The sequence below is a fragment of the Pseudomonas sp. m6p genome, from assembly GCF_055760375.1.
Map to the genome: position 1 here is coordinate 1,388,497 of NZ_CM147084.1, position 22,652 is coordinate 1,411,148.

A 22,652-nucleotide genomic window follows, 5' to 3' on the forward strand; every position below is an offset into this window, starting at 1 on the left:
TTGATTCGCGTGTGGAATAAGCCCGACTTGCACGCCTTCAAGGAAGAATTTGGCCACGACAAGGAGTAGCCCGTGGAAGCAAGGTTTGGTGTCGCCCTCGTTTCGCGTTTTTCCCCTCTTTCCCTTGCCGTGCACCTGAGCGTTGCCGGACTTTTGTTCGGTGGGGTCAGCGAGCAGGCGCTCGCGACATGCTCGGCGGCAGGTTCGACGATTACCTGTTCGGGCGTCCCGACGCTGCCGCTGTTTCTCAATGACTACAGCAGCGCCACCAGCGGCTTGACGGTCAACGTCAACTCCGGGGCGCAGATGAACGCGACGCTGGGTGGCAAGGTCATCAACCTGACCGGGGCCAATATCAACCTGAACAACTCCGGTACCCTCGACCCGGCCTTGCTGGGCCTGGTCTCGATCCTCAGTGGTGGTGCGTTCATCGGTACCGGCGCGACCAGCACGGTGAGCATCGTCAACAACGCCACCGGGATCATTCGCGGTACCGGCATGCTGCTCGGCCTCAACCTGACCAGCATCGACGGGCTGGGGATTGGCGTGAACAACTCGGTGTCGGGCACCACGACCATCACCAACGACGGCACCATCACCTCCACCGGACTGTCGGTCGGCGGCATCACCCTGGCCGATACCCCGGTGGTCGGGGTGTATGGTGGTTCGCAAGTCAACATGACCAACAGTGCCAGTGGCACGATCAACGGCCGGATTGCGTTCGAGACGTCAGTGGCGGGCAACACCTTCACCAACGCCGGCAACATCACCGGCGGTGTGTCGATGGGGGCGGGCAGCACCAACACCTTCTACGCGATCACCGGTTCCAGCGTTAACGTCGGCGACGGTGTGCAAGTCTCCGTCGGCCTCGGGGGCTTGATCGGCATCAACCTGACCTTCGCCCCGACCGGGACGATCGATGGCGGCGCGGCCGGCACTAACACGCTGATCCTGCAAAACCCGATCGGCCTCGGCGGCGGCACCACCGGGACCGGCACGGCGTCCAGCGCGACCTACGTCAACTTCAACAACCTGACCCTCAACAGCGGCACCTGGACCTTGCAGGGGCCGTTGGTCAGCGGTGCGACCACGCTCAATGGCGGTGTCGCGCAGTTCAACGACAACGCGGCGTTCGGCAGCGGCGTGCTGACGTCCAACGGCGGGATCCTGCAGGCCAGCAATGCCGGTTTGACGCTGGCCAACCAGATCAATCTGGGCGCCGGCGGCCTGACCCTGCAGGGCATCAATGGTACGACCCTCAACGGTGTGATCTCCGGCAGCGGCGGCCTGACCAAGATCGGCAGCGGTCAGCTCAACCTCAACGGCATCAACACTTACACCGGCAGCACCGTGCTCAATGGCGGTGTAGTGCTGGTGGGCAACAACCAGTCGTTCAGTACCGGTGGCATCACGGTTGGCGGCTCTTCGAGCATCTCGGCAACGACGCCCATTTCGCTGGCGAACGCGATCACGCTCAACAGCACCCTGACCGCAACCGGCACCGGTGCGCTGACCCTGGGCGGGGTGATCAGCGGCGCCGCCAACCTGACCAAAACCGGCAGCGGCAGCCTGACCCTCAACGGCAGCAACACCTACACCGGGATCACCAGTCTCGGCGCCGGGACCTTGCGCGTCGGCAACAACAATGCCTTGGGCACCGGGGTACTCAACACCAGCAACGGCACCAGCCTCGACAGCACCGGCAACGTGACCCTGGCCAACAACGTCGGCATCACCGGTGCGCTGAACGTGCTCGGCAGCAATGCGCTGACCCTGGGCGGTATTGTGTCCGGCACCGGTGCGATCACCAAGAGCGGCAGCGCCAGCCTGACCCTGACCGGCAACAACACCAACAGCGGCACCACTGCGCTCAACGGCGGCAGCTTGCTCGTCGGCAGCAACACCGCCCTCGGCACGGGCGCCTTGAACGCGGCGGCGGGCACCACGCTGGATGCGACCACCGCGGTGACCCTGGCCAACGCTGTCGCGCTGGCGGCGGATCTGACCCTCGGCGGCACCCAGGCGCTGGGCCTGAGCGGCGTCATCAGCGGTGCCGGCAACCTGATCAAGAATGGCACCGCGAACCTGACCCTCAGCGGCAACAACACCTTCTCCGGCGGCACGGCGCTCAATGCCGGTACGCTGATCGTCGGCAGCAACACCGCGCTGGGCACTGGCGCATTGACCACGGCGGCGGGCACTACCCTCGACGCCAGCACCACCGTCGCGCTGAGCAACGCGGTCGCCCTTGGCGGTAACCTGAACATTGCCGGCAACGCCAACCTGACCCTCGGTGGTGTGGTCAGCGGCAGCGGCGGGCTGACCAAGAACGGCGCGGCCAACCTGATTCTCAACGGCGCCAATACTTTCCTCGGTGCTGTTGCGTTGAACGCAGGCACCATCACGGCGGGTGCCAACGCTGCGCTCGGCAGCGGCGATATCACCGTCGGCGGCGCTGCGACCCTCGACAGCAATACAGCGGTGACGCTGAACAACAACGTCATTCTCAACAACAATCTGGGGATCGGCGGCAGCAACGGGCTGACCCTCGGTGGCGTGATCAGTGGCGCCAGCCAGTTGACCAAGAACGGCACCGCCAACCTGACCCTCAACGGCGCCAACACCTTCACCGGTGGCACCGCGCTCAACGCCGGCAGCCTGACCGTCGGCAACGGCGCGGCACTCGGCACCGGTACGCTGACCGTGGGCGGCGCGGGCGCAACGCTCAACAGCAGCGCCAACGTGACGCTGAACAACGCGATTGCCCTGAACGCCAACCTGACTGCCGGCGGCGCCAACCCGCTGACCCTCGGCGGCGTGATCAGTGGTGGCAGCAACCTGATCAAGACCGGTTCTTCGACCCTGATCCTCACCGGCAACAACACCTACACCGGCGCTACGTCGCTGAACGCCGGGACACTGATCGTCGGCTCCAACACCGCCCTCGGCACCGGCGTGCTCAACGCCGGCAACAACACCACGCTGGATGCCAGCACCGCGACGAGCCTGGCCAACAACGTCAACCTCGGTGGCAACGTGACCGTCGGCGGCAGCAACGCGCTGACCCTCGCGGGCGTGGTTTCCGGCGTCGGTGGGTTGACCAAAAGTGGCCCCGCCGACCTGATTCTCAACGGCGCCAACACCTACTTCGGCAACACCGCACTCAACGTCGGCAAGCTGATTGTCGGCAGCAACACCGCGCTGGGCAGCGGCGCATTGAACGCGGCGGCGGGCACCACGCTGGACACTAATACCGCCGTCACTTTGGGCAATCAGGTCAACCTCGCCGGGGCGCTCAATGTGGGCGGCAGTGCGGATCTGAGCCTTACCGGAACCGTCGCTGGCGCCGGTAGTCTGGTGAAAGACGGCGCGGCCAACCTGAGCCTCAACGGCACCAACACCTACGTCGGCGGCACCACACTGAATGCCGGCACGGTGACCGTCGGCAATAGCTCGGCCCTCGGCACCGGTGCCTTGACCGTCGGTGGCGCAGCAACCCTCGACAGCAGCTCGCCGCTGGCCAGCCTGGCCAACGCGGTCGTGCTCAATGCGGCGCTGAGCGTCGGCGGCACCCAGGACCTGACCCTCGGCGGCGTTACCAGCGGCACCGGCCAGTTGATCAAGAACGGCGCGGCCAACCTGACCGTCAACGGCACCAACACCTTCAGCGGCGGCACCACCCTCAATGCGGGTACGCTGACACTGGGCTCGGCCGCTGCATTGGGCAGTGGTGGCCTGACCGTCGGTGGCGCTTCGACGCTGGATACCAGCACCGGCATGAACGTCGGCAACAACATCACCCTCAACGCCGGCCTGACCCTGGCCGGCAGCAACACCCTGAACCTGAGCGGCGTGATCGATGGCGCCGGCAGCCTGACCAAGGACGGCTTTGGCGATCTGACGCTCAGCGGCAACAACACCTTCACCGGTGCGCTGAACATCGCCTCCGGCAGCGTCACCACCGTGAGCAGCGGGGCGCTCGGCAACACCTCCGGCGCCAACATCAGCGCCGGTGCGAATCTCTATCTCAACAGCAGCGCCAGCCTCAGCGGGCTGAGCGGCAGCGGCAGCGTGCAGGTCGCCGGCGGCAACACGCTGACCGTGGGCGGCGTGAGCAGCACCAGCATCTTCGACGGCGACCTCGGTGGCAGCGGTACCCTGACCAAAGTCGGTACCGGGACGCTGAACCTCACCGGCAGTAACGGCATCACCGGCAACACCGAGGTCAACGGCGGCACGCTGAACCTTACCGGTTCGCTGGCCAGTACCCAGCTCAACGTCAACAACGGTGCGACCCTCACGGGGACCGGTTCGGCGCTTGGCGTCATCACTGTCAACAGCGGCGGTCATCTGGCGTTGTCCTCGGGCAACACCTTGTCCACCTCGTCGCTGATCCTCACGGCCAACAGCAATGTCGACGCAAGCCTCGCTACGCCATCGACCAGCTCGCTGATGAACATCGGCGGCAACCTGACCCTCGACGGTAACCTCAACGTCACCGATGCCGGCGGCTTCGGCGTCGGTGTCTATCGCTTGTTCAACTACATCGGCGCACTGACCGACAACGGCCTGACCGTGGCCGGTGTACCGGTGGGTTACGGCCTTGGCGACATCCTTGTGCAGACCCTTGGCAATCAGGTGAATCTGGTGGTGTCGGCGCCTAACACCAATCTGCGCTTCTGGGACGGCAGCCAGACCATCCCGAACGGTAATGTGGACGGCGGCAGCGGCACATGGACTGCCGGCGGCACCAACTGGACCAACTCCAACGGTACGCTGAACCAGACCTGGGCCGGCGACTTTGCGGTGTTTCAGGGCACGGCCGGTACGGTGTCGGTCAACGGCACGCAACTGTTCACCGGAATGCAATTCCTCACCGATGGCTACAACGTGGTCAACGGCACGTCGGGTCTGCTGACTGCCGTCAATGGCAGCGGTGGAACCACCGCGATGCGGGTCGATCCGGGCGTGACCGCCACGGTCGGCGTGAACATCGACGGCAGCGGCATCCTCAACAAACTCGACGCCGGCACCCTGGTGCTCAACGGCGCCAACAGCTACACCGGCGGCACACAACTGGATGGCGGCACCCTGGTGGTCGGCAGCAACACCGCGCTGGGCAGCGGAGCGTTGATCGCCAACGCCGGCACGCAACTCGACAGCAATACCGCCGTGACCCTGGCCAACGCGGCCACGCTGAACGGCAACCTGACGATCCTCGGCAGCAATGCGCTGACCCTCAACGGTGTCATTTCCGGCACTGGCGGCTTGATCAAGAACGGTTCGGCCAGCCTGACCCTCGGTGGCAACAACGCTTTCCTCGGGCCGGTGGCGCTGAATGCGGGAGGTTTGATTCTGGCGTCGAACAGCGCGCTGGGCTCGGCGACCCTGAACGCGGCGAACGGCACCACCCTGGATGCCGGCGGCGCCTTCACGGCGGGTAACGCGATCAACCTGGCGGGCAACCTCGGCATCGTCGGCAGCAACGATCTGACGCTGAGCGGCGCGATCAACGGCGCTGGCAGCCTGACCAAGGACGGCGCGGCCAACCTGATCCTGAGCGGGGCCAACAACTTTCTGGGTGGCGTCACCCTCAACGCCGGCACCCTGACCGCCGGCAGCAACGGCGCCCTCGGTCTGGGCAACCTGACCGTGGCCGGTGCCTCGGCGCTGGACAGCAACACCTCGGTGTCGTTGGGCAACAACGTGGTGCTCAACGCCAATCTGACCAACACCGGCAACAGCGACGTAGCGCTCAGCGGCGTGGTCAGCGGTACCGGCGGTCTGATCAAGAACGGCGCGTCCAACCTGACCCTCAACGGCATTAACACCTACAGCGGCGGCACCACACTGAACGCCGGCACCGTGACCCTGGGTACCTCGGCGGGCCTGGGCTCCGGCGCGGTGACCGTGGCGGGTGCGTCGACCCTCGACACCACCGCGCCGCTGGTGCTGGCGAACAACATCAACGTCAATGCCAACCTGAGCGTGGCCGGCAACAACAACCTGACCCTCGGTGGTGTGATCGCCGGGGCGGGCACCCTGACCAAAAATGGTCTGGCCGACCTGACACTGTCGGGCAACAACACCTTCAGCGGCACCTTCGATGTGCAGTCCGGCAGCTTGACCACGCTGGGCAATTCGGCGCTGGGCAGTAACGCCGGAGTCAATCTCGGCGCTGCGGCGACGCTGAATCTCGGCGGCTCCGGCAGCCTCGCCAGCCTGACCGGCAGTGGCACCGCACTGATCGGCGGCGGCAACACCTTGAGCATCGGCGGCAACAACGCCAGCAGCCTTTTTGCCGGTGTACTCACCGGTACTGGCGACTTGAGCAAACTCGGTACCGGCACGCTGACCCTGGCCGGTCTCAACAGCCTGACCGGCAACACCACCGTCAACGCCGGCACCTTGAACGTCAGCGGTTCTCTGGACAGCGCCAGTGTGCTGGTCAACAGCGGCGGCACCCTGACTGGCGGCGGCTCACTGGGCGGTGCCGTGACCGTGGCCGATGGCGGTCACCTGGCCGGCGCCACCGGCAGCACCCTGTCGGTGAACTCACTGGTGTTCAACGCCAATTCCAACTTCGATGTCGGCCTCGGTGTGCCGGTTTCCGGTGGCGGCAATGCGCTGGTCAACGTCGGTGGCAACCTGACCCTCGACGGCACCCTCAACGTCAGTGACATCGGCGGTTTTGGCAGCGGCGTGTACCGGTTGATCAACTACACCGGCGGCCTGACCGACAACGGCATGCTGATCGGCACGGTGCCGGGCAGCGTCGCCCCGGGGGATCTGACCCTGCAAACCGCGCTGGCCAACCAGATCAATTTGCTGGTCACCGCACCGGGCGTCACCGTGCAGTTCTGGGACGGCAACCAACTCGTCGCCAACGGTTCGGTCGATGGCGGCAGCGGCACCTGGGGCACCGGCACCACCAACTGGACCGACGTCAACGGCACCACCAATCAGGCCTGGACCAATAATTTCGCAGTGTTCCAGGGCACAGCCGGCACGGTCACCGTCAACGGCGCGCAAACCATCACCGGCCTGCAATTCGTCACTGATGGCTACAGCCTGCAGAACGGCACGGCGGGTTCGCTGAACCTGGTCAACGGTTCGCTGGGTAACGCCACGGTGCGAGTCGATCCGAACGCCACCGCGACCGTTGGCGTAGCGCTCAACGGCAGCGGCACCCTCGGCAAATACGACAGCGGTACGCTGGTGCTCAATGCCGCCAACGGCTACACCGGTGGCACCGCACTTAACGGCGGCAAGATTGTCGTCGGTAATAACGCGGCGCTGGGCACTGGCGTCTTGACTGCCGCAGACGGCACCGCACTGGACAGCAACGCGGCCGTCACGCTGGGCAACGATGTGGTGGTGAACGGTGGCCTGAGCGTCGCTGGCAGCAACGCCTTGACCCTCGACGGTGTGGTCAGCGGTGCAGGCAGCCTGATCAAGTCCGGCGCTTCGAGCCTGACCCTCAACGGCAGCAACACCTACAGCGGCGGCACGCAACTCGCTGGCGGTACGCTGGTGCTGGGCAACAACAGCGCCATCAGCAGCGGTGCATTGAGCGTGACCGGCAACGGCAGCCTCGACAGCACCTCGGCGCTGCAACTGGCCAATGCCGTCAACCTTGGTGGGCAACTGACCCTGGCCGGCAACCAGAACACCACGTTGCTCGGCGCCATCACCGGCACTGGCAGTCTGGTGAAAAACGGCAGCGGTGACCTCGTGCTCAGTGGTGCCAATACCTACAGCGGCGGCACCACGCTGAACGCTGGCACGACCACTGGCGACACCAGCAGCCTGCAAGGCGCCATCGTCAACAACGCGGCGCTGACTTTCGCGCAAAACGCCGACGGCAGCTACACCGGCAACCTCACCGGCAGCGGCACGCTGAACAAAACCGGTACTGGTCAGTTGCTCCTGACGGGCAACAACACCTTCACTGGCAACACCTCGGTGCAGGCCGGCGACCTGATCGTCAACGGCGTGCTCAACAGCGCCAACGTCAACGTCGCCAGCGGTGCGCAAATCGGCGGCAGCGGGCAACTGGGTGGCAACGTGCAACTGGCCAGCGGTGCAACGCTGAGCGGTGGCGGTTCGGCCACGCCGTTGTCGGTCGGTGCGCTGGCGCTGTCCTCGGGGACCAACCTGGACTTCAGCCTCGGCTCGGCGGCCAGTTCGACCACGGTGGTCAACGTTGCCGGCAACCTGACCCTCGACGGTACGCTGAATATCAGCAACACCGGTGGCTTCGGCACCGGGGTCTATCAACTGTTCCGCTACGGTGGCAGCCTGACCGACAACGGTCTGGTCTACGGCAGCCTGCCGGTGTCGGCGGCCAACCTGACCCTGCAAACCGCGATCGCCAATCAGGTCAACCTGCTGGTGCAGGGCACGCCAGGTGAAGTGCAGTTCTGGAACGGCGGCACCACCAATCCTGACGGCAGCATCGGCGGCGGCAGTGGCGTGTGGGGCCCGGGCACCAACTGGACCGATCCGAGCGGCACGCAGGCGCTGGCGGCCAATGGTCAGTTCGCGGTGTTTGGCGGTCAGCCAGGTGTGGTCACCGTGCAGGGCAATCAGAATTTCACCGGCCTGCAATTCCTCGTCGGTGGCTACAGCCTGGTGCCGGATGCCGGTGACACGCTGACCCCGGTCAATGGCCCTGGCGGCACGCCCGCACCGATCCGCGTGAATGCCGGTGCCAGCGCCCAAATCGATGTGCCGCTGATCGGCACCGGCGGGATCGAAAAGCTCGATTCCGGCACGCTGGTGCTGACCGGTGCCAATACTTACAGCGGCGGCACCACCGTCAGTGGCGGTACGCTGATCGGTAATACCACCAGCCTGCAAGGCAACATCACCGACAATGCCACGCTGGTGTTCCAGCAGAATACCAATGGCCAGTTCAACGGAATTCTCAGCGGACTCGGGGCGATGGCCAAACGCGGCAGCGGCACGTTGCTGCTGACCGGCAATCAGCCGTTCAGTGGCACCGTCTCGGTCGATCAAGGCCTGCTGCAAGTTGGCAGCCGTGCGGCCCGGGCTTCTCTGGGGGCACAAGTCACGGTCGCCAACGGCGCAGGCCTGAGCGGTAACGGCAGCGTCGGTTCGGTGGTCAACCACGGTGTGGTGGCTTCCGGTGGTGCTGACGGCACCTTGAGCGTGGCCGGCAACCTGACCAACAGCAGTGATGGTGTGCTGGCGCTGACGGTCAGCTCGCCAACCGCGACACCGTTGGTGGTGGGTGGTACGGCAGCCTTGGGTGGCGGTCTGGTGGTCAACAGTCTCGCGCCGTTCACCGGTAATACCACTTACTCGCTGATCACCGCCGGTGGCGGCGTGACTGGCACCTTCAGTGCCGCCGATCTGCCGCAGTACGCGTTCCTCAGCAGCTCGCTGGTCTACGGTGCAGATTCGGTCACCCTGGCCGTCAGCCGCAACGGCAACTCGTTCGCCGACGTCGCCGCCACGGGCAACCAGCGCGGCACCGCCACGGCACTGTCCAATAACGGTGCGGCCGGCGCGGCGTTGCAGAACCAGATCGTCAACCTCAGCGTGGCCGGTGCGCGCAATGCGTTCGACAGCCTCTCCGGCGAGATCCACGCCAGCACCGCCAGCGCCATGCTTGAGGACTCGCGCTTCATCCGCGAGGCGGTCAATGACCGCATGCGCCAGCCATCGTGCAGCGCTGCGGATGATCCGCGTCGTACCCTGGCACCGAGCGACACGCAACTGAGCAGTAACGGTTGCCACGGTGAAATGGTCGGCTGGATCCGGGCCATCGGTGCCTGGGGCGACATGGGTGGCGACAGCAACACAGCCAAAGTCGATCGCAACCTCGGCGGTTTCATGCTCGGCACCGACAAGGCGCTGGATGACAACTGGCGTGCCGGGATGGCTGCCGGCTACACCCGCAGCAATCTCAACGCGCATGATCGCAACTCGGACGCCAAGGTCGACAGCTACCACTTGGCCGGCTATCTGAACTCGCAATTCGATGCACTGGCGGTGCGCCTCGGCGCGGCTTACAGCTGGCACAGCATCGAGACCAAACGCGACGTCAGCGTCGGCAGCTACAACGATCGCCTGAAGGCCGATTACGACGCACGCAGTGCGCAGGTGTTCGGTGAAGTGGGTTACGCGATCAACGCGGCAGGCGTTGCCATCGAACCGTTCGCCGGGCTGGCCTATGTCAATTACGACAGCGACACCGGCAAGGAAAAAGGGGGAGTGGGGCGCCTGAAGGCCGACGCCGATCAGGACATCACCTACTCGACCCTCGGCGTGCGCGTCGGCAAGTTGGTGACCCTGGCCAACGGCAGCCAGCTGACACCACGCGCGGCCATCGGCTGGCGGCACGCCTACGGCGACACCAAACCTGACGCCGACCTGACCTTCATCGACGGCGGCGCCTCGTTCAGCACCCAGGGCGTACCGATTGCCAAGGACAGCGCACTGCTCGAAGCCGGCATCGACTTCCAGGTCACCCCGACCGGCAAGCTGGGCATCGGCTACTCGGGCCAGGTGTCGAGCGACAACAACGACAGCGCGTTCAACATCAGCTTCAGTCAAAGCTTCTGAATCATGGTCGAAGTACTTTAGCCGCCCGAAAGGGCGGTTTTTTTTGGGAGGCAGAATAGAGCGGCTTTATAGGTCCGGCGATGAAGTGGCGGTGACCGCTCGATAGCTTTCGCGAGCAGGCTCGCTCCCACATTGGCTCTCTGTCACTCACCTACTCTGTGTCCACTGGAGATCCCGTGTGGGAGCGAGCCTGCTCGCGAAGAGGCCCGGACAGTCAGCGCAAAAATCTGCCGGCTCGCGCTCTGCTAGAATCCGCCCCATCAACTGCCAGAGACTCTCCCATGAGCGAGCCGATTCGCCTGACCCAATACAGCCACGGTGCCGGTTGTGGCTGCAAGATTTCCCCGCAGGTGCTGGAAGTGATTCTGGCCGGCAGCGGAGCGCAGAACCTTGACCCGAAACTGTGGGTCGGCAATGCCTCGCGTGATGACGCGGCGGTGTATGAGATCGATGCCGAACGCGGTGTGGTGTCGACCACGGACTTCTTCATGCCGATTGTCGACGACCCGTTCGACTTCGGCCGTATCGCCGCGACCAATGCGATCAGCGACATCTATGCCATGGGCGGCGACCCACTGATGGCGATTGCGATCCTCGGTTGGCCGGTCAATGTGCTGGCGCCGGAGGTGGCGCGGGAAGTGATTCGCGGCGGGCGTGCGGTGTGCGACGCCGCCGGCATTCCGCTGGCCGGCGGGCATTCGATCGATGCGCCGGAGCCGATCTTCGGCCTGGCCGTGACCGGTCTGGTGGAAAAGCGCCACATGAAGCGCAACGACACCGCCACCGCCGGTTGCCTGCTGTACCTGACCAAGCCGCTGGGCATCGGCATCCTTACAACCGCCGAGAAAAAGGGCAAATTGCGCCCCGGCGACATTGGTGTGGCCCGTGACTGGATGTGCACCCTGAACCAACCGGGCAGCCGCTTCGGCAAACTGGCCGGCGTCACCGCAATGACCGACGTCACCGGTTTCGGCCTGCTCGGGCACCTGGTGGAAATGGCCGATGGCAGCCACCTGACCGCTCGCATCAGCTACAACCACGTGCCGCGTCTGGACAGCGTCGAGTACTACCTCGAACAAGGCTGCGTGCCTGGTGGTACCCTGCGTAACTTCGACAGCTATTCGAGCAAGCTCGGTCGTCTGCAGGAGTTGCACAAGCGCGTGCTGTGCGACCCGCAGACCAGTGGTGGTCTGCTGATTGCGGTCACCCCTGAAGGCAACGACGAGTTCCTCGCCGTGGCCACCGAACTGGGCCTGGACCTGGCGCCGATTGGCGAGCTGGTTGAGCGACAGACCCACGCAGTCGAGGTGATCTGATGTACCGCGACTGCACCGATTACCGCGACATTTTCCTCAACGACCGGCCGATGATGGACGCCCGCGCGCCAGTCGAGTTCGCCCACGGCGCATTTCCCGGCGTGGTCAACCTGCCGCTGATGAACGACCGCGAGCGCGAGCAAGTGGGCACTTGCTACAAGCAACACGGACAACAATCCGCCATCGCTCTGGGTGAGCGGCTGGTGTCTGCCGAGGTCCGGGAGCAGCGTATTCAGGGTTGGGTCGAGTTTGCCCAGGCGCACCCCGACGGCTACCTGTATTGCTTTCGCGGCGGCTTGCGTTCGCAGATCGTCCAGCAATGGATCAAGGAGGAGGGCGGGATCGATTACCCGCGTGTCGGCGGCGGCTACAAGGCTATGCGCACGTTCCTGCTGGAAACCATCGATCAAGCCGTGGCCGAGTGCGATCTGGTGTTGCTGGGCGGCATGACCGGCACCGGCAAGACCGAACTGCTGGTGCAGTTGCGCAATGGTCTGGATCTGGAAGGCCACGCCAATCATCGGGGATCGAGTTTCGGCAAGCGCGCCACTGGGCAGCCGACCAATATCGATTTCGAAAACCGTCTGGCCGTTGATGTGTTGAAAAAACGCGCCGGCGGCGTCCAGCAGTTTGTGCTGGAAGACGAGAGCCGGGTAGTCGGCAGTTGTGCCTTGCCACTGCCGTTGTACCGAGGCATGCAAGTGGCGCCGATGGTCTGGCTGGAAGACAGCCTGGAACAGCGGGTCGAGCGGATTCTGCAGGACTATGTGATCAACCTGCACGCCGAGTTCGTCGCCGTGCACGGCGAGCAGGGCTTTGCGCTGTATGCCGAGCGGTTGATTGCTAGCTTGAACAATATCCAGCGCCGGCTGGGCGGCGAGCGCCATCAGCGGATGTTCCTGCAGATGGAAGAGGCCTTGGCCGAGCAGGCGCGCAGCGGATCGGTCGAGCAGTTCCGTGACTGGATCAGCGTGTTGCTGCGTGAATATTACGACCCGATGTATGCGTTCCAGCGTGAGAAAAAGGGCGGGCGGATCGAGTTTGCCGGGGAGCGCGGGGCGGTGCTGGAGTATTTGCGCGAGCGAGTGAACCAGCGGGTTTGAGGGTGGCTTTGCTGGCCCAATCGCTGGCAAGCCAGCTCCCACAGTGTTTTAGGGATGCTGTAAATGTAAGCATCACCCAAACCCTGTGGGAGCTGGCTTGCCAGCGATGAGGAACCGACAAACAGCCAATCCCTCAAGTCGGACAGGTCGCCTTGCCGTTATCCAGCCCCTGCTTGTAGCTGTGACTCTGCAGGCTGGCCTTGCCGTTGTGCCAGGTCAGGGTCAGCACATACAGCGTATCGAAATCGCCCGCCGCCCAGTCGTCGGTGATGGTCTGCTTTTCGCCGACCGCGTTGCCCGCGACCTTGTTGATCAGCTCCGGCAGATAACCGTGGGACCACGCGGTGTAGATCGTCGCGTTGTGGTATTTGTCTTCGGTCAGTTCCCGCGCCAGGTCACTGGTATCGTTGGCGGAGAACTCGATGTTCACCGGCAGGCCGAGCTTGATCGCGGCGGGGCTGATAGTCATCAGCGGGCGGATGTAGCTGTAGGAGTTGTCCCGTTCGCCTTCCTCGACATTGCGTGTCGGGTCGGCGGCGAACACGTAATCGGCCTTGCCGAATTTTTCCGGCAGCAGGGTCGACAGCTCGATCGCCCGGTTCAGGCCCTGGCAGTTGAGCTGGCCGAGGCCGCCGGCGGGCTTTTCCGCGTGGCGCAGGAAAACCAGGGTCTGGGTGCCGTCTACCGGCTGGGCGCGAATCTGGCTCGATTCGAGCGACAAGGTCAGCGCACTGACCGCCAACAGGGAGGGCAGGGCCACGCAGGCGCGATGTTTGAAGCGTTTGGCGAAACTCATGAGGTTCGTCATTGAATACAGAATTCTTCAGAAAATTCGGTGGGGGCTGACCAACCCTTGCACCACGGGCTCCCTGCGCCGGGTGTTGTCCATGTCGTGTGTCGCGCTTCCGTTACGAAGGGCATAGCTCAGAGTCCTCTGAGGCCGGTTTGGTTCATGCACATTACCCGCAGGATGTTACGGTTCGTGTAGCTCCTACATTATGATCAGCGCTTTCCATGTGACTGGATGTTTCCCATGACCGATCTGTCCGCGTTCCCGATCACCCAGAAATGGCCGGCGCAGTACCCCGACTGGATTCAGCTCTATTCCCTGCCGACCCCCAACGGCGTCAAGGTCTCGATCATGCTCGAAGAGATCGGCCTGCCGTACGAGCCGCACCGTGTGGGCTTCGACACCCAGGATCAGATGTCACCGGAATTCCTCTCGCTGAACCCCAACAACAAGATCCCGGCGATCCTCGACCCTCATGGCCCCGAGGACCAGCCACTGGCGCTGTTCGAGTCCGGCGCGATCCTGATCTACCTCGCCGACAAGAGCGGCCAGTTGCTGGCCCAGGAAGGCGCGCTGCGTTACGAGACGATTCAGTGGCTGATGTTCCAGATGGGCGGTATCGGCCCGATGTTCGGCCAGCTCGGCTTCTTCAACAAATTCGCCGGCAAGGATTACGAGGACAAGCGTCCGCGTGACCGCTATGTCGAGGAGAGCAGACGCCTGCTCAACGTGCTCGACAAACGTCTGCAAGGTCGCGACTGGATCATGGGCGAGCGCTACACCATCGCCGACATCGCCACGTTCCCGTGGGTGCGCAACCTGATCGGCTTCTATGAGGCGGGCGATCTGGTGGGGATCAGCAATTTCCCGAATGTGACCCGGGTGCTGGAGCGCTTTCTGGCGCGACCGGCGGTTGTTCGCGGGCTGACCATTCCCTCGTAACCCCACACAAATCCCCTGTAGGAGCTGCCGCAGGCTGCGATCTTTTGACCTTCAAAATCAAAAGATCGCAGCCTGCGGCAGCTCCTACAGTGAACGTGTGTTGCCTGACGGATTATTGCGCTCTCGGTAATGCTGTCTTGATTGATCCAGGTTTGTACCTGCACCCAGCGAAGGCATAAGCTTCGCCCCCTACGACTTTCGTCTCATCTTCCGATTTCAGGAAAGCCTCATGTCCAGCCAGTTCCCCGAAGCACGTCCCCGCCGTCTGCGCCGCAATGCGAGCCTGCGCAGCCTGTTCCAGGAAACAGAGTTCAGCCTGAATGATCTGGTGCTGCCGATTTTCGTCGAAGAAGAAATCGATGACTTCGTGCCGATCAAGAGCATGCCCGGGGTGATGCGCATTCCCGAACGCAAGCTGGCCAGCGAAATCGAGCGTTATGCCCGTGCCGGGATCAAGTCGGTGATGACCTTTGGCGTGTCCCATCACCTGGACGCCAATGGCAGCGACACCTGGCGTGAAGACGGCCTAGTCTCGCGCATGTCGCGGATTGCCAAGGACGCGGTGCCGGAAATGATCGTGATGTCCGACACCTGTTTCTGCGAATACACCGATCACGGCCACTGCGGCGTGATGCACAACCACGAAGTCGACAACGACCAGACCCTGATCAACCTCGGCAAGCAAGCGGTGGCGGCGGCGCGTGCCGGTGCTGACGTGATCGCGCCGTCGGCAGCGATGGACGGTCAGGTGCGGGCGATCCGCCAAGCGCTGGACGCCGCCGGGTTCACCCAGATTCCGATCATGGCCTACTCGACCAAGTTCGCCTCGGCGCTGTACGGCCCGTTCCGTGAAGCCGGCGGCAGTGCGCTGAAGGGCGACCGCAAAAGCTATCAGATGAACCCGATGAACCGCCGTGAAGCCCTGCGCGAATCGCTGCTCGACGAGCAGGAAGGCGCCGATGCGCTGATGGTCAAACCGGCCGGTGCGTACCTCGACATCATCCGCGACATCCGTGAAGCCTCGAACCTGCCGCTGTCGGCGTATCAGGTCAGCGGTGAGTACGCGATGATCAAGTTCGGCGCGCAGGCCGGTGCAATCGACGAGGACCGCGTGGTGCGCGAGAGCCTGGGCGCGATCAAGCGCGCGGGTGCGGACCTGATCTTCACTTACTTTGCGATGGATCTGGCGCTGGCCGGGATCTGACGTCCAACGTTTAGCCCCTGTGGGAGCGAGCCTGCTCGCGAAAGCGGTCTTTCAGCAGACATCCATGTTGACTGACACGACGCATTCGCGAGCAGGCTCGCTCCCACATTTGATTTGTGCTGTGTCAGGGGCAGTTGAAGTAGGGCCGGATGCCGTGATCGCGAAAATACCGCTCAATCACCTTCGGATCCGCACTGTTGTCGGCAATCGCCACATAGGTATCCGGGCGCAGCAGATAAAACCCGTTACGCCCCAACCCCGCCGTTTCAAACGCCGGGCGCCAATCGAACACGTGCAGCGGCAAATGATGCTCGTGGCACCAGGCGATCATCTCGTCGCTGGTGTCGCCGTACACGTGCACCTGCCAGCAGGGCTGGCGTAGCGGCTCGTAATTATCGCCCTCACCATCATGCGCCCACGGCAAGCGGTCGCCGCCGTGGACGTGGCCGGCCGTGCCCTGGCTCAGCGGCATGCCGCGATAGTTGAGGGTGACTTGCGAAACGGTGCGAAAAAGGAATTCGCGGCTGGCCTCGAACGTGGCCATTTTCGGGATCAGAAACGGTGCCAGGCGCGTGCGCAGCAGATCGGCGATGCGCCCCTCGGCGGTGACGAAAGTGAACACCTTGTCGGTGGTCGACACCAGCCGCCGGGCGAAGGCGATGCGCTCGGTTTCGTAAGTGTCGAGCAGTTGCGCCGTGGCGCTGCCGTTGAGCACGGCGGCGAGTTTCCAGGCCAGGTTGATTGCATCGCCAATCCCGGTGTTCATGCCCTGGCCGCCGGCAGGGCTGTGCACGTGCGCCGCGTCACCGAGCAGAAACGCCCGACCGCTGCGAAAGTGCTCGGCCACGCGGTGATGCACACGGTAGGTGGAGAACCAGTTGACCTCGTCGATGTGTACGTTCAGGTGTTCGATGGCGCGGCGGCTGACGTCGGCGAATTGCAGGGTTTCGGCGCGATCGGCACGTTCATCGCGCACCGTGCCGATCAATCGCGCACGGCCTTCGCCGGCCAACGGGAAGACGGCGAGAAAATCCGCTTCGTCCAGATCCAGGTGCAAATCGCCGTTAAGCGCCGGGCCGCTGGCCTGCACATCCGCGACGTAAAAAATCTGCTGATAGGTGCCGCCCGGGAAACCGGTGTCGAGGGTTTTGCGCACCACCGAACGCGCGCCATCGCAGCCCGCGAGAAAGCATGCCTGACAGATTTCCTGCTGCCCGTCGGGCAAGCGCAGATGCGCGGTGAGGCCGTCGCCGAGTTCTTCAAAACTTTCGAGTTCGGTGTTGCGCTCAACCACCACGTCATAGTCTTCGAGGCGTTCGAGCAGCAGCCGTTCGTGCTGGTCCTGGGGAAAGATTTCGATGAACGAGTAGGGCGTCAGGCCTTCGCCGATGCGCTGCAGCGACAACTGCGCAACCGGTTTGCCCTTGACCCAGAAATGCGCCGCCGCGACCTTGTGCCCGTTGCGCACCACGGTGTCGGCCAGATCCAGCTGGCGATACAACTCCAGCGTGCGCGCCTGCACCGCCAGCGCCCGCGAAGTGGTGCCGGGCGCGGACGTCTTGTCGATGATGCGCACGCGCACGCCCAGTTTGCTCAGCCACAGAGCCAGCACCAGACCGGTCGGGCCGGCGCCGATGATCAGTACGTCGCTGCGGTGCATGAGCCTGTCCTCCGTTGGCTGTGCAGCAAGTATGGATCAGATGGAAAGGCTAGCCAGTGCCGGACTCTTCGCGAGCAGGCTCGCTCCCACAGTCGAACGCATTCCGATGTGGGAGCGAGCCTGCTCGCGAAGGGGGCTTACCACCCGCCACAAAAAACAAAAAAGGCCCCGCAACGGTAAAGCTGCGGGGCCTTTGTTACGGCGGGATGACGCTTAGAAATCGATGGTGCCCGACAACTTCGCCACCCGTGGCTCTCCCTGGGTCAGATAGCCGCCCTGCGCCGATTCCCAATACTTCTTGTTCGCCAGGTTTTCGACGCCCAGACGCAGGGTCACGTCTTTCTGCGCGACCTTGAAGGCGTAACGCGCACCGGCATCGAAGCGATTCCAGGTCGGCAGGCTAAGGTTGTTGGCCGCGTCGGCGTACTGGCCGCCGGTGCGCAGCATCCGCGCATTCAGCGCCACGCCTTGCAGGCCCGGTACATCCCAGTCGGCGCCGGCGTTGAACTGGAAGCTCGGCACGCCAATGGCGCGGTTGCCGTCGTTGGCGCCGTTCTGGGTGTTGCGCAGTTCGGTGTCCATCAGGGTCAGGCCGCTGATCAGACGCAGGCCGTTGATCGGCTCGCCGAACACGTTCATCTCTACGCCTTTATTGATCTGCTCGCCTTCACGCACGTAGGTGCAGGTGGTGGCGCTGTTGATTTCACAGTAGCCATCGCTCGGCTGCTCGATGCGGTACACGCCCAGGCTCGCGCCGTAAGTGCCCATGTCGACCTTGACCCCGGCCTCGGTCTGCTTGGAGCGTGCCGGTGCGTAGACTTCGTTGCCGTTGGTCACGCGCAAACCGCCGGTGCTGGTCGGCGAAGTCGGGCCTTGCGCCAGGCCTTCGATGTGGTTGGCGTAGAACGACACGTGCTCCCACGGTTTGAAGACAATGCCGTAGACCGGCGTGGTGATCGATTCGTCGTAGCTCGACTTGCGACTGCCGCTGCCGTAATTGGCGTAGTTGTAGCCTTGCACCACCAGTTGCTGACGACGCAGGCCTGCGGTGATCAGCAGGCGGTCATCGAAGAAACCGAGGGTGTCGGAGAGTGCGAGGCTGCGGTTGAAGGTCTTGCCGACGATGCCCGGATCGCTGAGGTCGCCGCCGGAAAAATTACCGACCGGCGACGGGGTTTCCACCGGGTGGTAGATATTGTTGGCGTACTGGGTCAGGTCGAAATCATAGGCGCTGCGCTGTTCGGCCCACAGACCGCTAAGGCCGAAATTGAACTTGTGGCTGACCGCGCCGGTGTTGAATTTGCCGTTGAGGCCGGCCATCAGGCTGGTGTTGTCCTCGTCGTGGGGGATGAACGAGCCGGTGGTGTACGAGGCGCCATTGTTGCCCACCAGCGTGGTCGAGTTGTAGCGGCCGACTTCGCGGGTGTGCTTGGCGCCGCCGGCGACGTACGCGGTCCAGTTGTCGTTCAGGTCGTATTCGGCACGGAGCATGCCGAAGGTGTCTTCGATGTCGGTGTAGCCCCACTTCGGCGCGTAGTTGGTGTCGGCCGACGGCGCGTCCGGAATGTGCGTGGCGGTGCCGAGGTTGACCGAGTTGCGGCCACCGTTGACGCGTTCCTTCTGGTAGGCGAAGTCGCCGGAAATACGCAGCGCGTCACCGCGATAATCGAGGCCGATGGCGAACAGTTTCGAACGCTGGTTTTCGTGATCGATGCCGGTGTCGCCTTCGCGCTGGGACAGGTTGACCCGCGCGCCAAAGCGGTTGTCTTCGCCGAAACGCTGGCCAATATCGAGGTGCTGACCGATCCGGCCTTCGCTGTTGATGTCGGTGGTGTAGCGGCGCAGCGGCTCGTCGCCGGCACGCTTAGGCTGCAGGTTGACGCCACCGCCGATGCCGGAGCCGGTCGGGGTCACGCCGTTGATGAAGGCGTTCGGGCCTTTGAACACTTCCACGCGTTCCAGGGCGTCGCTGGAAATGATCTGCCGGGGCAGCACGCCGTACAGACCGTTATAGGAAATGTCGTCACCGTTGAGCGGCAGGCCGCGAATCATGAACACCTGCGCCTGGTTGGAGAAGCCCGAAGCCTGACGTACCGAGGCATCGTTGAGCAGGACATCGGCAACGTTTTCCGCTTGCTGATCCTGAATCAGCTGTTCGGTGTACGACGCAGCGCTGAACGGCACGTCCATCATGTCCTGATTGCCGAGCACGCCGAGTTGACCACCACGGGCGACCTGACCACCGGCGTAGACCGGGGGCAGGGCGTTGGGCGTCGGTGCCTGGGCGTTGACGTTGACATTGTCGAGCACCAGCGCCTTGCCGTTTTCATCGGCAGCGTGGGCGGTGACCGTCAGGGAGCACAGCAGGGCGAGAAGCGTCGGGCGGAACGGGACAGCGAGGCGAACTGAAGCGGGCATGTATTCGTACCTGGAGGCGCAGGGCCGGTAAGAAAAAATAGGGCGGCGCGGGGAACTCCTTGCGCAAATACGACTCCAGGTGCAAATGATAGGAGTTCGCAGTAACGTTTTGCAATCAGTTTGTCATCACCCCTGAAAACACCCATGCACCTGTAGGAGCTGCCGCAGGCTGCGATCTTTTGACTTGGTTTCTAAAAGACAAGATCAAAAGATCGTCCGATCGCGGCCCGAGCCTGCGGCAGCGCCTACACGGATTGTGTATGGTGTCCGGGCTTAATGGACTGGATGGAGCAACATGCGATTACTCATTACCCTCGCTGCGCTGCTGGCGCTCGCCGGTTGCGCCGGCCAGCGCAGTCAGGAGCCGGCGCCGCGTGCGCCGGCTGAAGTGAAGGCCGAAATCGTGCGTCTGATGCCGGCCAAGGTGCCCGACCGCGAGGGCTGGGCCACCGACATCTACGCCGCGTTCGCCGCTCAGCACATCAGCCCGACCACGCAGAATCTCTGTTCAGTGCTGGCCGTGGCCGAGCAGGAATCGACCTATCAGGTCGACCCGACGGTGCCGGGGCTGGGCAAGATTGCCCGCGACGAAATCGACCGTCGTGCCGCCAAAGTGCATATCCCCGGCCTGTTGGTCAGCGGCGCGCTGCAAGTGCGCTCCACCAACGGCAAGACCTACAGCGAACGCTTGAACGCGGCGCGCACTGAAAAAGAACTCAGCGCCATTTTTGACGACTTCATCGGCAGGGTGCCGATGGGCCGCACCTTGTTCGGCGGCTTCAACCCGGTACACACCGCCGGACCGATGCAGGTCAGCATCGAATTCGCCGAGCAGCACGCCAAGGACTATCCATACCCGGTAGACGGCACGATCCGCCACGAAGTGTTCACCCGCCGAGGCGGCATGTACTTCGGCATCGCGCATTTGCTTGGCTACCCGGTGAGTTACCGCGAGCCGCTGTACCGCTTCGCCGACTTCAATGCCGGCTGGTACGCCAGCCGCAATGCCGCGTTCCAGAACGCCGTCAGCCGAGCTTCGGGCATTCCGCTGGCGCTGGATGGCGACTTGATTCGCTACGACTCGATCATGCCCGGCAGCACCGAACTGGCGGTGCGCACCCTCGGCAAAGCGCTGGGCCTGCGCAACCCGACGATTCGCGATCAACTGGAAAAGGGCAAAACCCTGGAGTTTGAAGACACCAGGCTTTATCAACGGGTGTTCGAACTGGCCGAGAAGGCTGAAGGCAAGACCTTGCCGCGCGCGGTATTGCCAGGGATCGTCCTGCAGAGCCCGAAAATCACCCGCAAACTGACCACGGCGTGGTTCGCCAAACGCGTGGATGAGCGCTACAAACGCTGCATGGCCAAGGCCGGTTGACGCGGGTTCAAAGCACTTTGACGGCGCGGCCGATCGCCTGAATCGGCCCGGTCGGTTTACCGATCGGCGAGCCATTGGCGCCTTCCAGCGTCAGCTCGAACAGCTGATTCGGTTGCAGCGGCGGCAATTTATCCAGCGGCACCGACAGCGTCTGCCCCGGTTTGACCAGCCCCAGCGACACCGGCCCTTGCCAGCCGTCAGCCTTGGTCCAGAACTCCAGCGCCTTGTCCGCCGGCACTTCGACCACGCCCAGCGGGATCAGCTGAATTTCCCGGGCGTTGCTGGCCTGAATCACCCAGCCCGGTGCCTTGTCCTGCGGCGCGACCAGCACCACCAGATAACTGGGTTTCGGCGTGGTCTGGGTCAGCAGAATCGAGCCCAGGATCAGCGTCGCGGCCAGTCCGAACGCGCTCAGCCCACGCCACAGCGGCAGCAGATTCCACCATGAGGTGGGCGCCGGAGCCGGTGTTTTTCGTGAGAGTTGCTCGACACTGCGCTCGATACGCGGCCACAAGTGCGGCGATGGCTGCTGCGTCCCGGCGAGATCGGTCAGGTCGAGCAAACGTCGCTCCCAGGCGTCCACCGCCGCTTGTAGCTCGGGCTCGTGGGGCAGGCGCCGTTGCACCGCTTCGCGCTCTGGCGCCGACAGGGTGCCGAGCACGTATTCACTGGCCAGTTCATCGCGTTCCTGCGCCGATTCAGTGGTCATCCCATGCACTCCCGCAAAGCGTTGAGGCTGCGTTTGATCCAGGCTTTGACCGTGCCCAGCGGCGTGTCCAACCGTTGGGAAATCTGCGCGTGGCTGTAGCCATCGACATAGGCGTGGAGGATGCAGCTTCGGCGTTGTGGGTCGAGTTGTTCCAGGCAGCGATGGATGCGCCCTGAATGCGCCTGGGCATCGAAGCCGTCATCTTCGTTCGCGGGCATTTCATGATCTTCGCTGAACGGCGTCTCCCGAGCCTGATTGCGCAGCAGATTCAGCGCCAGATGCCGGGTCACGCTGAACATCCAGCCGCGCGCTGAACCGCGCGCCGGATCAAATTGCGCCGCACAGTTCCAGATCTTGATGAACGCCTCATGCACGATGTCTTCGGCCAGCGCCGTGTCACGTACCAGTCGCTTGGCCACGCCGAGCAGGCGCGGGCCTTCCTGCACGTACAAATCGCGCAGGGCCGAGTGCTCGCCGCGGGCGCAGGCCGCGAGACGGGCGTCGTAATCGAACAGCGGTTCAGGCAAAGACATGGGGTG

General features: G+C 63.8%; 11 protein-coding genes. 6 read left to right on the top strand and 5 right to left on the bottom strand.

What is annotated here, in order from left to right:
- The first annotated feature begins 72 nt into the window (after positions 1-72).
- The 3 genes from ACYZUM_RS06325 to mnmH all read left to right on the top strand — a co-directional run bounded on the left by ACYZUM_RS06325 (position 73) and on the right by mnmH (position 13,012).
- Entirely contained in the window at positions 73-10,593 is a 10,521-nt protein-coding gene (locus tag ACYZUM_RS06325) for an autotransporter-associated beta strand repeat-containing protein (protein ID WP_262949103.1), read from the top strand.
- A 281-nt stretch (positions 10,594-10,874) separates the two neighbouring features.
- Complete coding sequence (gene selD, locus ACYZUM_RS06330; protein WP_108182240.1) at positions 10,875-11,909, top strand: selenide, water dikinase SelD; 1,035 nt, start codon at positions 10,875-10,877, stop codon at positions 11,907-11,909.
- Positions 11,909-13,012, top strand: coding sequence for a tRNA 2-selenouridine(34) synthase MnmH (gene mnmH, locus ACYZUM_RS06335; protein ID WP_108182241.1), 1,104 nt, complete (start codon positions 11,909-11,911; stop codon positions 13,010-13,012). Before selD ends, mnmH begins: the two co-directional genes overlap by 1 nt.
- 133 nt (positions 13,013-13,145) lie before the next feature.
- Here mnmH and ACYZUM_RS06340 read toward each other — a convergent pair whose 3' ends face one another.
- A complete protein-coding gene (locus ACYZUM_RS06340; protein ID WP_108182242.1) occupies positions 13,146-13,820 on the bottom strand; it encodes a histidine phosphatase family protein in 675 nt (224 codons plus the stop codon).
- A gap of 225 nt (positions 13,821-14,045) precedes the next feature.
- Between ACYZUM_RS06340 and ACYZUM_RS06345 the strand changes: the two genes are divergently transcribed.
- Positions 14,046-14,744, top strand: coding sequence for a glutathione S-transferase family protein (locus ACYZUM_RS06345; RefSeq protein WP_047291489.1), 699 nt, complete (start codon positions 14,046-14,048; stop codon positions 14,742-14,744).
- A 229-nt stretch (positions 14,745-14,973) separates the two neighbouring features.
- Positions 14,974-15,948: a porphobilinogen synthase gene (hemB, locus tag ACYZUM_RS06350; RefSeq protein ID WP_041074196.1), complete on the top strand. Its 975-nt coding sequence runs from the start codon at positions 14,974-14,976 to the stop codon at positions 15,946-15,948.
- 124 nt (positions 15,949-16,072) lie between these two features.
- On the opposite strand, the gene ACYZUM_RS06355 is transcribed toward hemB, so the two are convergent.
- Both ACYZUM_RS06355 and ACYZUM_RS06360 read right to left on the bottom strand, forming a co-directional pair.
- Positions 16,073-17,608 carry an FAD-dependent oxidoreductase gene (locus tag ACYZUM_RS06355; protein WP_108182243.1) on the bottom strand — a complete coding sequence of 512 codons (1,536 nt, stop codon included), beginning with the start codon at positions 17,606-17,608 and terminating at the stop codon, positions 16,073-16,075.
- Between the two features lie 213 nt (positions 17,609-17,821).
- A complete protein-coding gene (locus ACYZUM_RS06360; RefSeq protein WP_108182244.1) occupies positions 17,822-20,026 on the bottom strand; it encodes a TonB-dependent receptor in 2,205 nt (734 codons plus the stop codon).
- Positions 20,027-20,321: 295 nt separating this feature from the next.
- On the opposite strand from ACYZUM_RS06360, the gene ACYZUM_RS06365 reads away from it, so the two are divergent.
- Complete coding sequence (locus ACYZUM_RS06365; RefSeq protein ID WP_108182245.1) at positions 20,322-21,404, top strand: DUF1615 domain-containing protein; 1,083 nt, start codon at positions 20,322-20,324, stop codon at positions 21,402-21,404.
- Positions 21,405-21,411: 7 nt separating this feature from the next.
- Here the strand turns inward: ACYZUM_RS06365 and ACYZUM_RS06370 are convergent, their stop codons facing one another.
- Positions 21,412-22,113 (bottom strand): anti-sigma factor, encoded by a 702-nt coding sequence (locus ACYZUM_RS06370; protein ID WP_108182246.1) that lies wholly within the window; start codon positions 22,111-22,113, stop codon positions 21,412-21,414.
- Positions 22,110-22,646 carry a sigma-70 family RNA polymerase sigma factor gene (locus tag ACYZUM_RS06375; protein WP_108182247.1) on the bottom strand — a complete coding sequence of 179 codons (537 nt, stop codon included), beginning with the start codon at positions 22,644-22,646 and terminating at the stop codon, positions 22,110-22,112. Before ACYZUM_RS06375 ends, ACYZUM_RS06370 begins: the two co-directional genes overlap by 4 nt.
- Between the last annotated feature and the right edge of the window lie 6 nt (positions 22,647-22,652).

Bases quoted from the DNA above. Each gene is read 5' to 3' on its own strand.
- selD (WP_108182240.1), top strand. From the start codon at position 10,875: ATGAGCGAGCCGATTCGCCTGACCCAATACAGCCACGGTGCCGGTTGT.
- mnmH (WP_108182241.1), top strand. From the start codon at position 11,909: ATGTACCGCGACTGCACCGATTACCGCGACATTTTCCTCAACGACCGG.
- ACYZUM_RS06340 (WP_108182242.1), bottom strand. From the start codon at position 13,820: ATGACGAACCTCATGAGTTTCGCCAAACGCTTCAAACATCGCGCCTGC.
- ACYZUM_RS06345 (WP_047291489.1), top strand. From the start codon at position 14,046: ATGACCGATCTGTCCGCGTTCCCGATCACCCAGAAATGGCCGGCGCAG.
- hemB (WP_041074196.1), top strand. From the start codon at position 14,974: ATGTCCAGCCAGTTCCCCGAAGCACGTCCCCGCCGTCTGCGCCGCAAT.
- ACYZUM_RS06355 (WP_108182243.1), bottom strand. From the start codon at position 17,608: ATGCACCGCAGCGACGTACTGATCATCGGCGCCGGCCCGACCGGTCTG.
- ACYZUM_RS06360 (WP_108182244.1), bottom strand. From the start codon at position 20,026: ATGCCCGCTTCAGTTCGCCTCGCTGTCCCGTTCCGCCCGACGCTTCTC.
- ACYZUM_RS06365 (WP_108182245.1), top strand. From the start codon at position 20,322: ATGCGATTACTCATTACCCTCGCTGCGCTGCTGGCGCTCGCCGGTTGC.
- ACYZUM_RS06370 (WP_108182246.1), bottom strand. From the start codon at position 22,113: ATGACCACTGAATCGGCGCAGGAACGCGATGAACTGGCCAGTGAATAC.
- ACYZUM_RS06375 (WP_108182247.1), bottom strand. From the start codon at position 22,646: ATGTCTTTGCCTGAACCGCTGTTCGATTACGACGCCCGTCTCGCGGCC.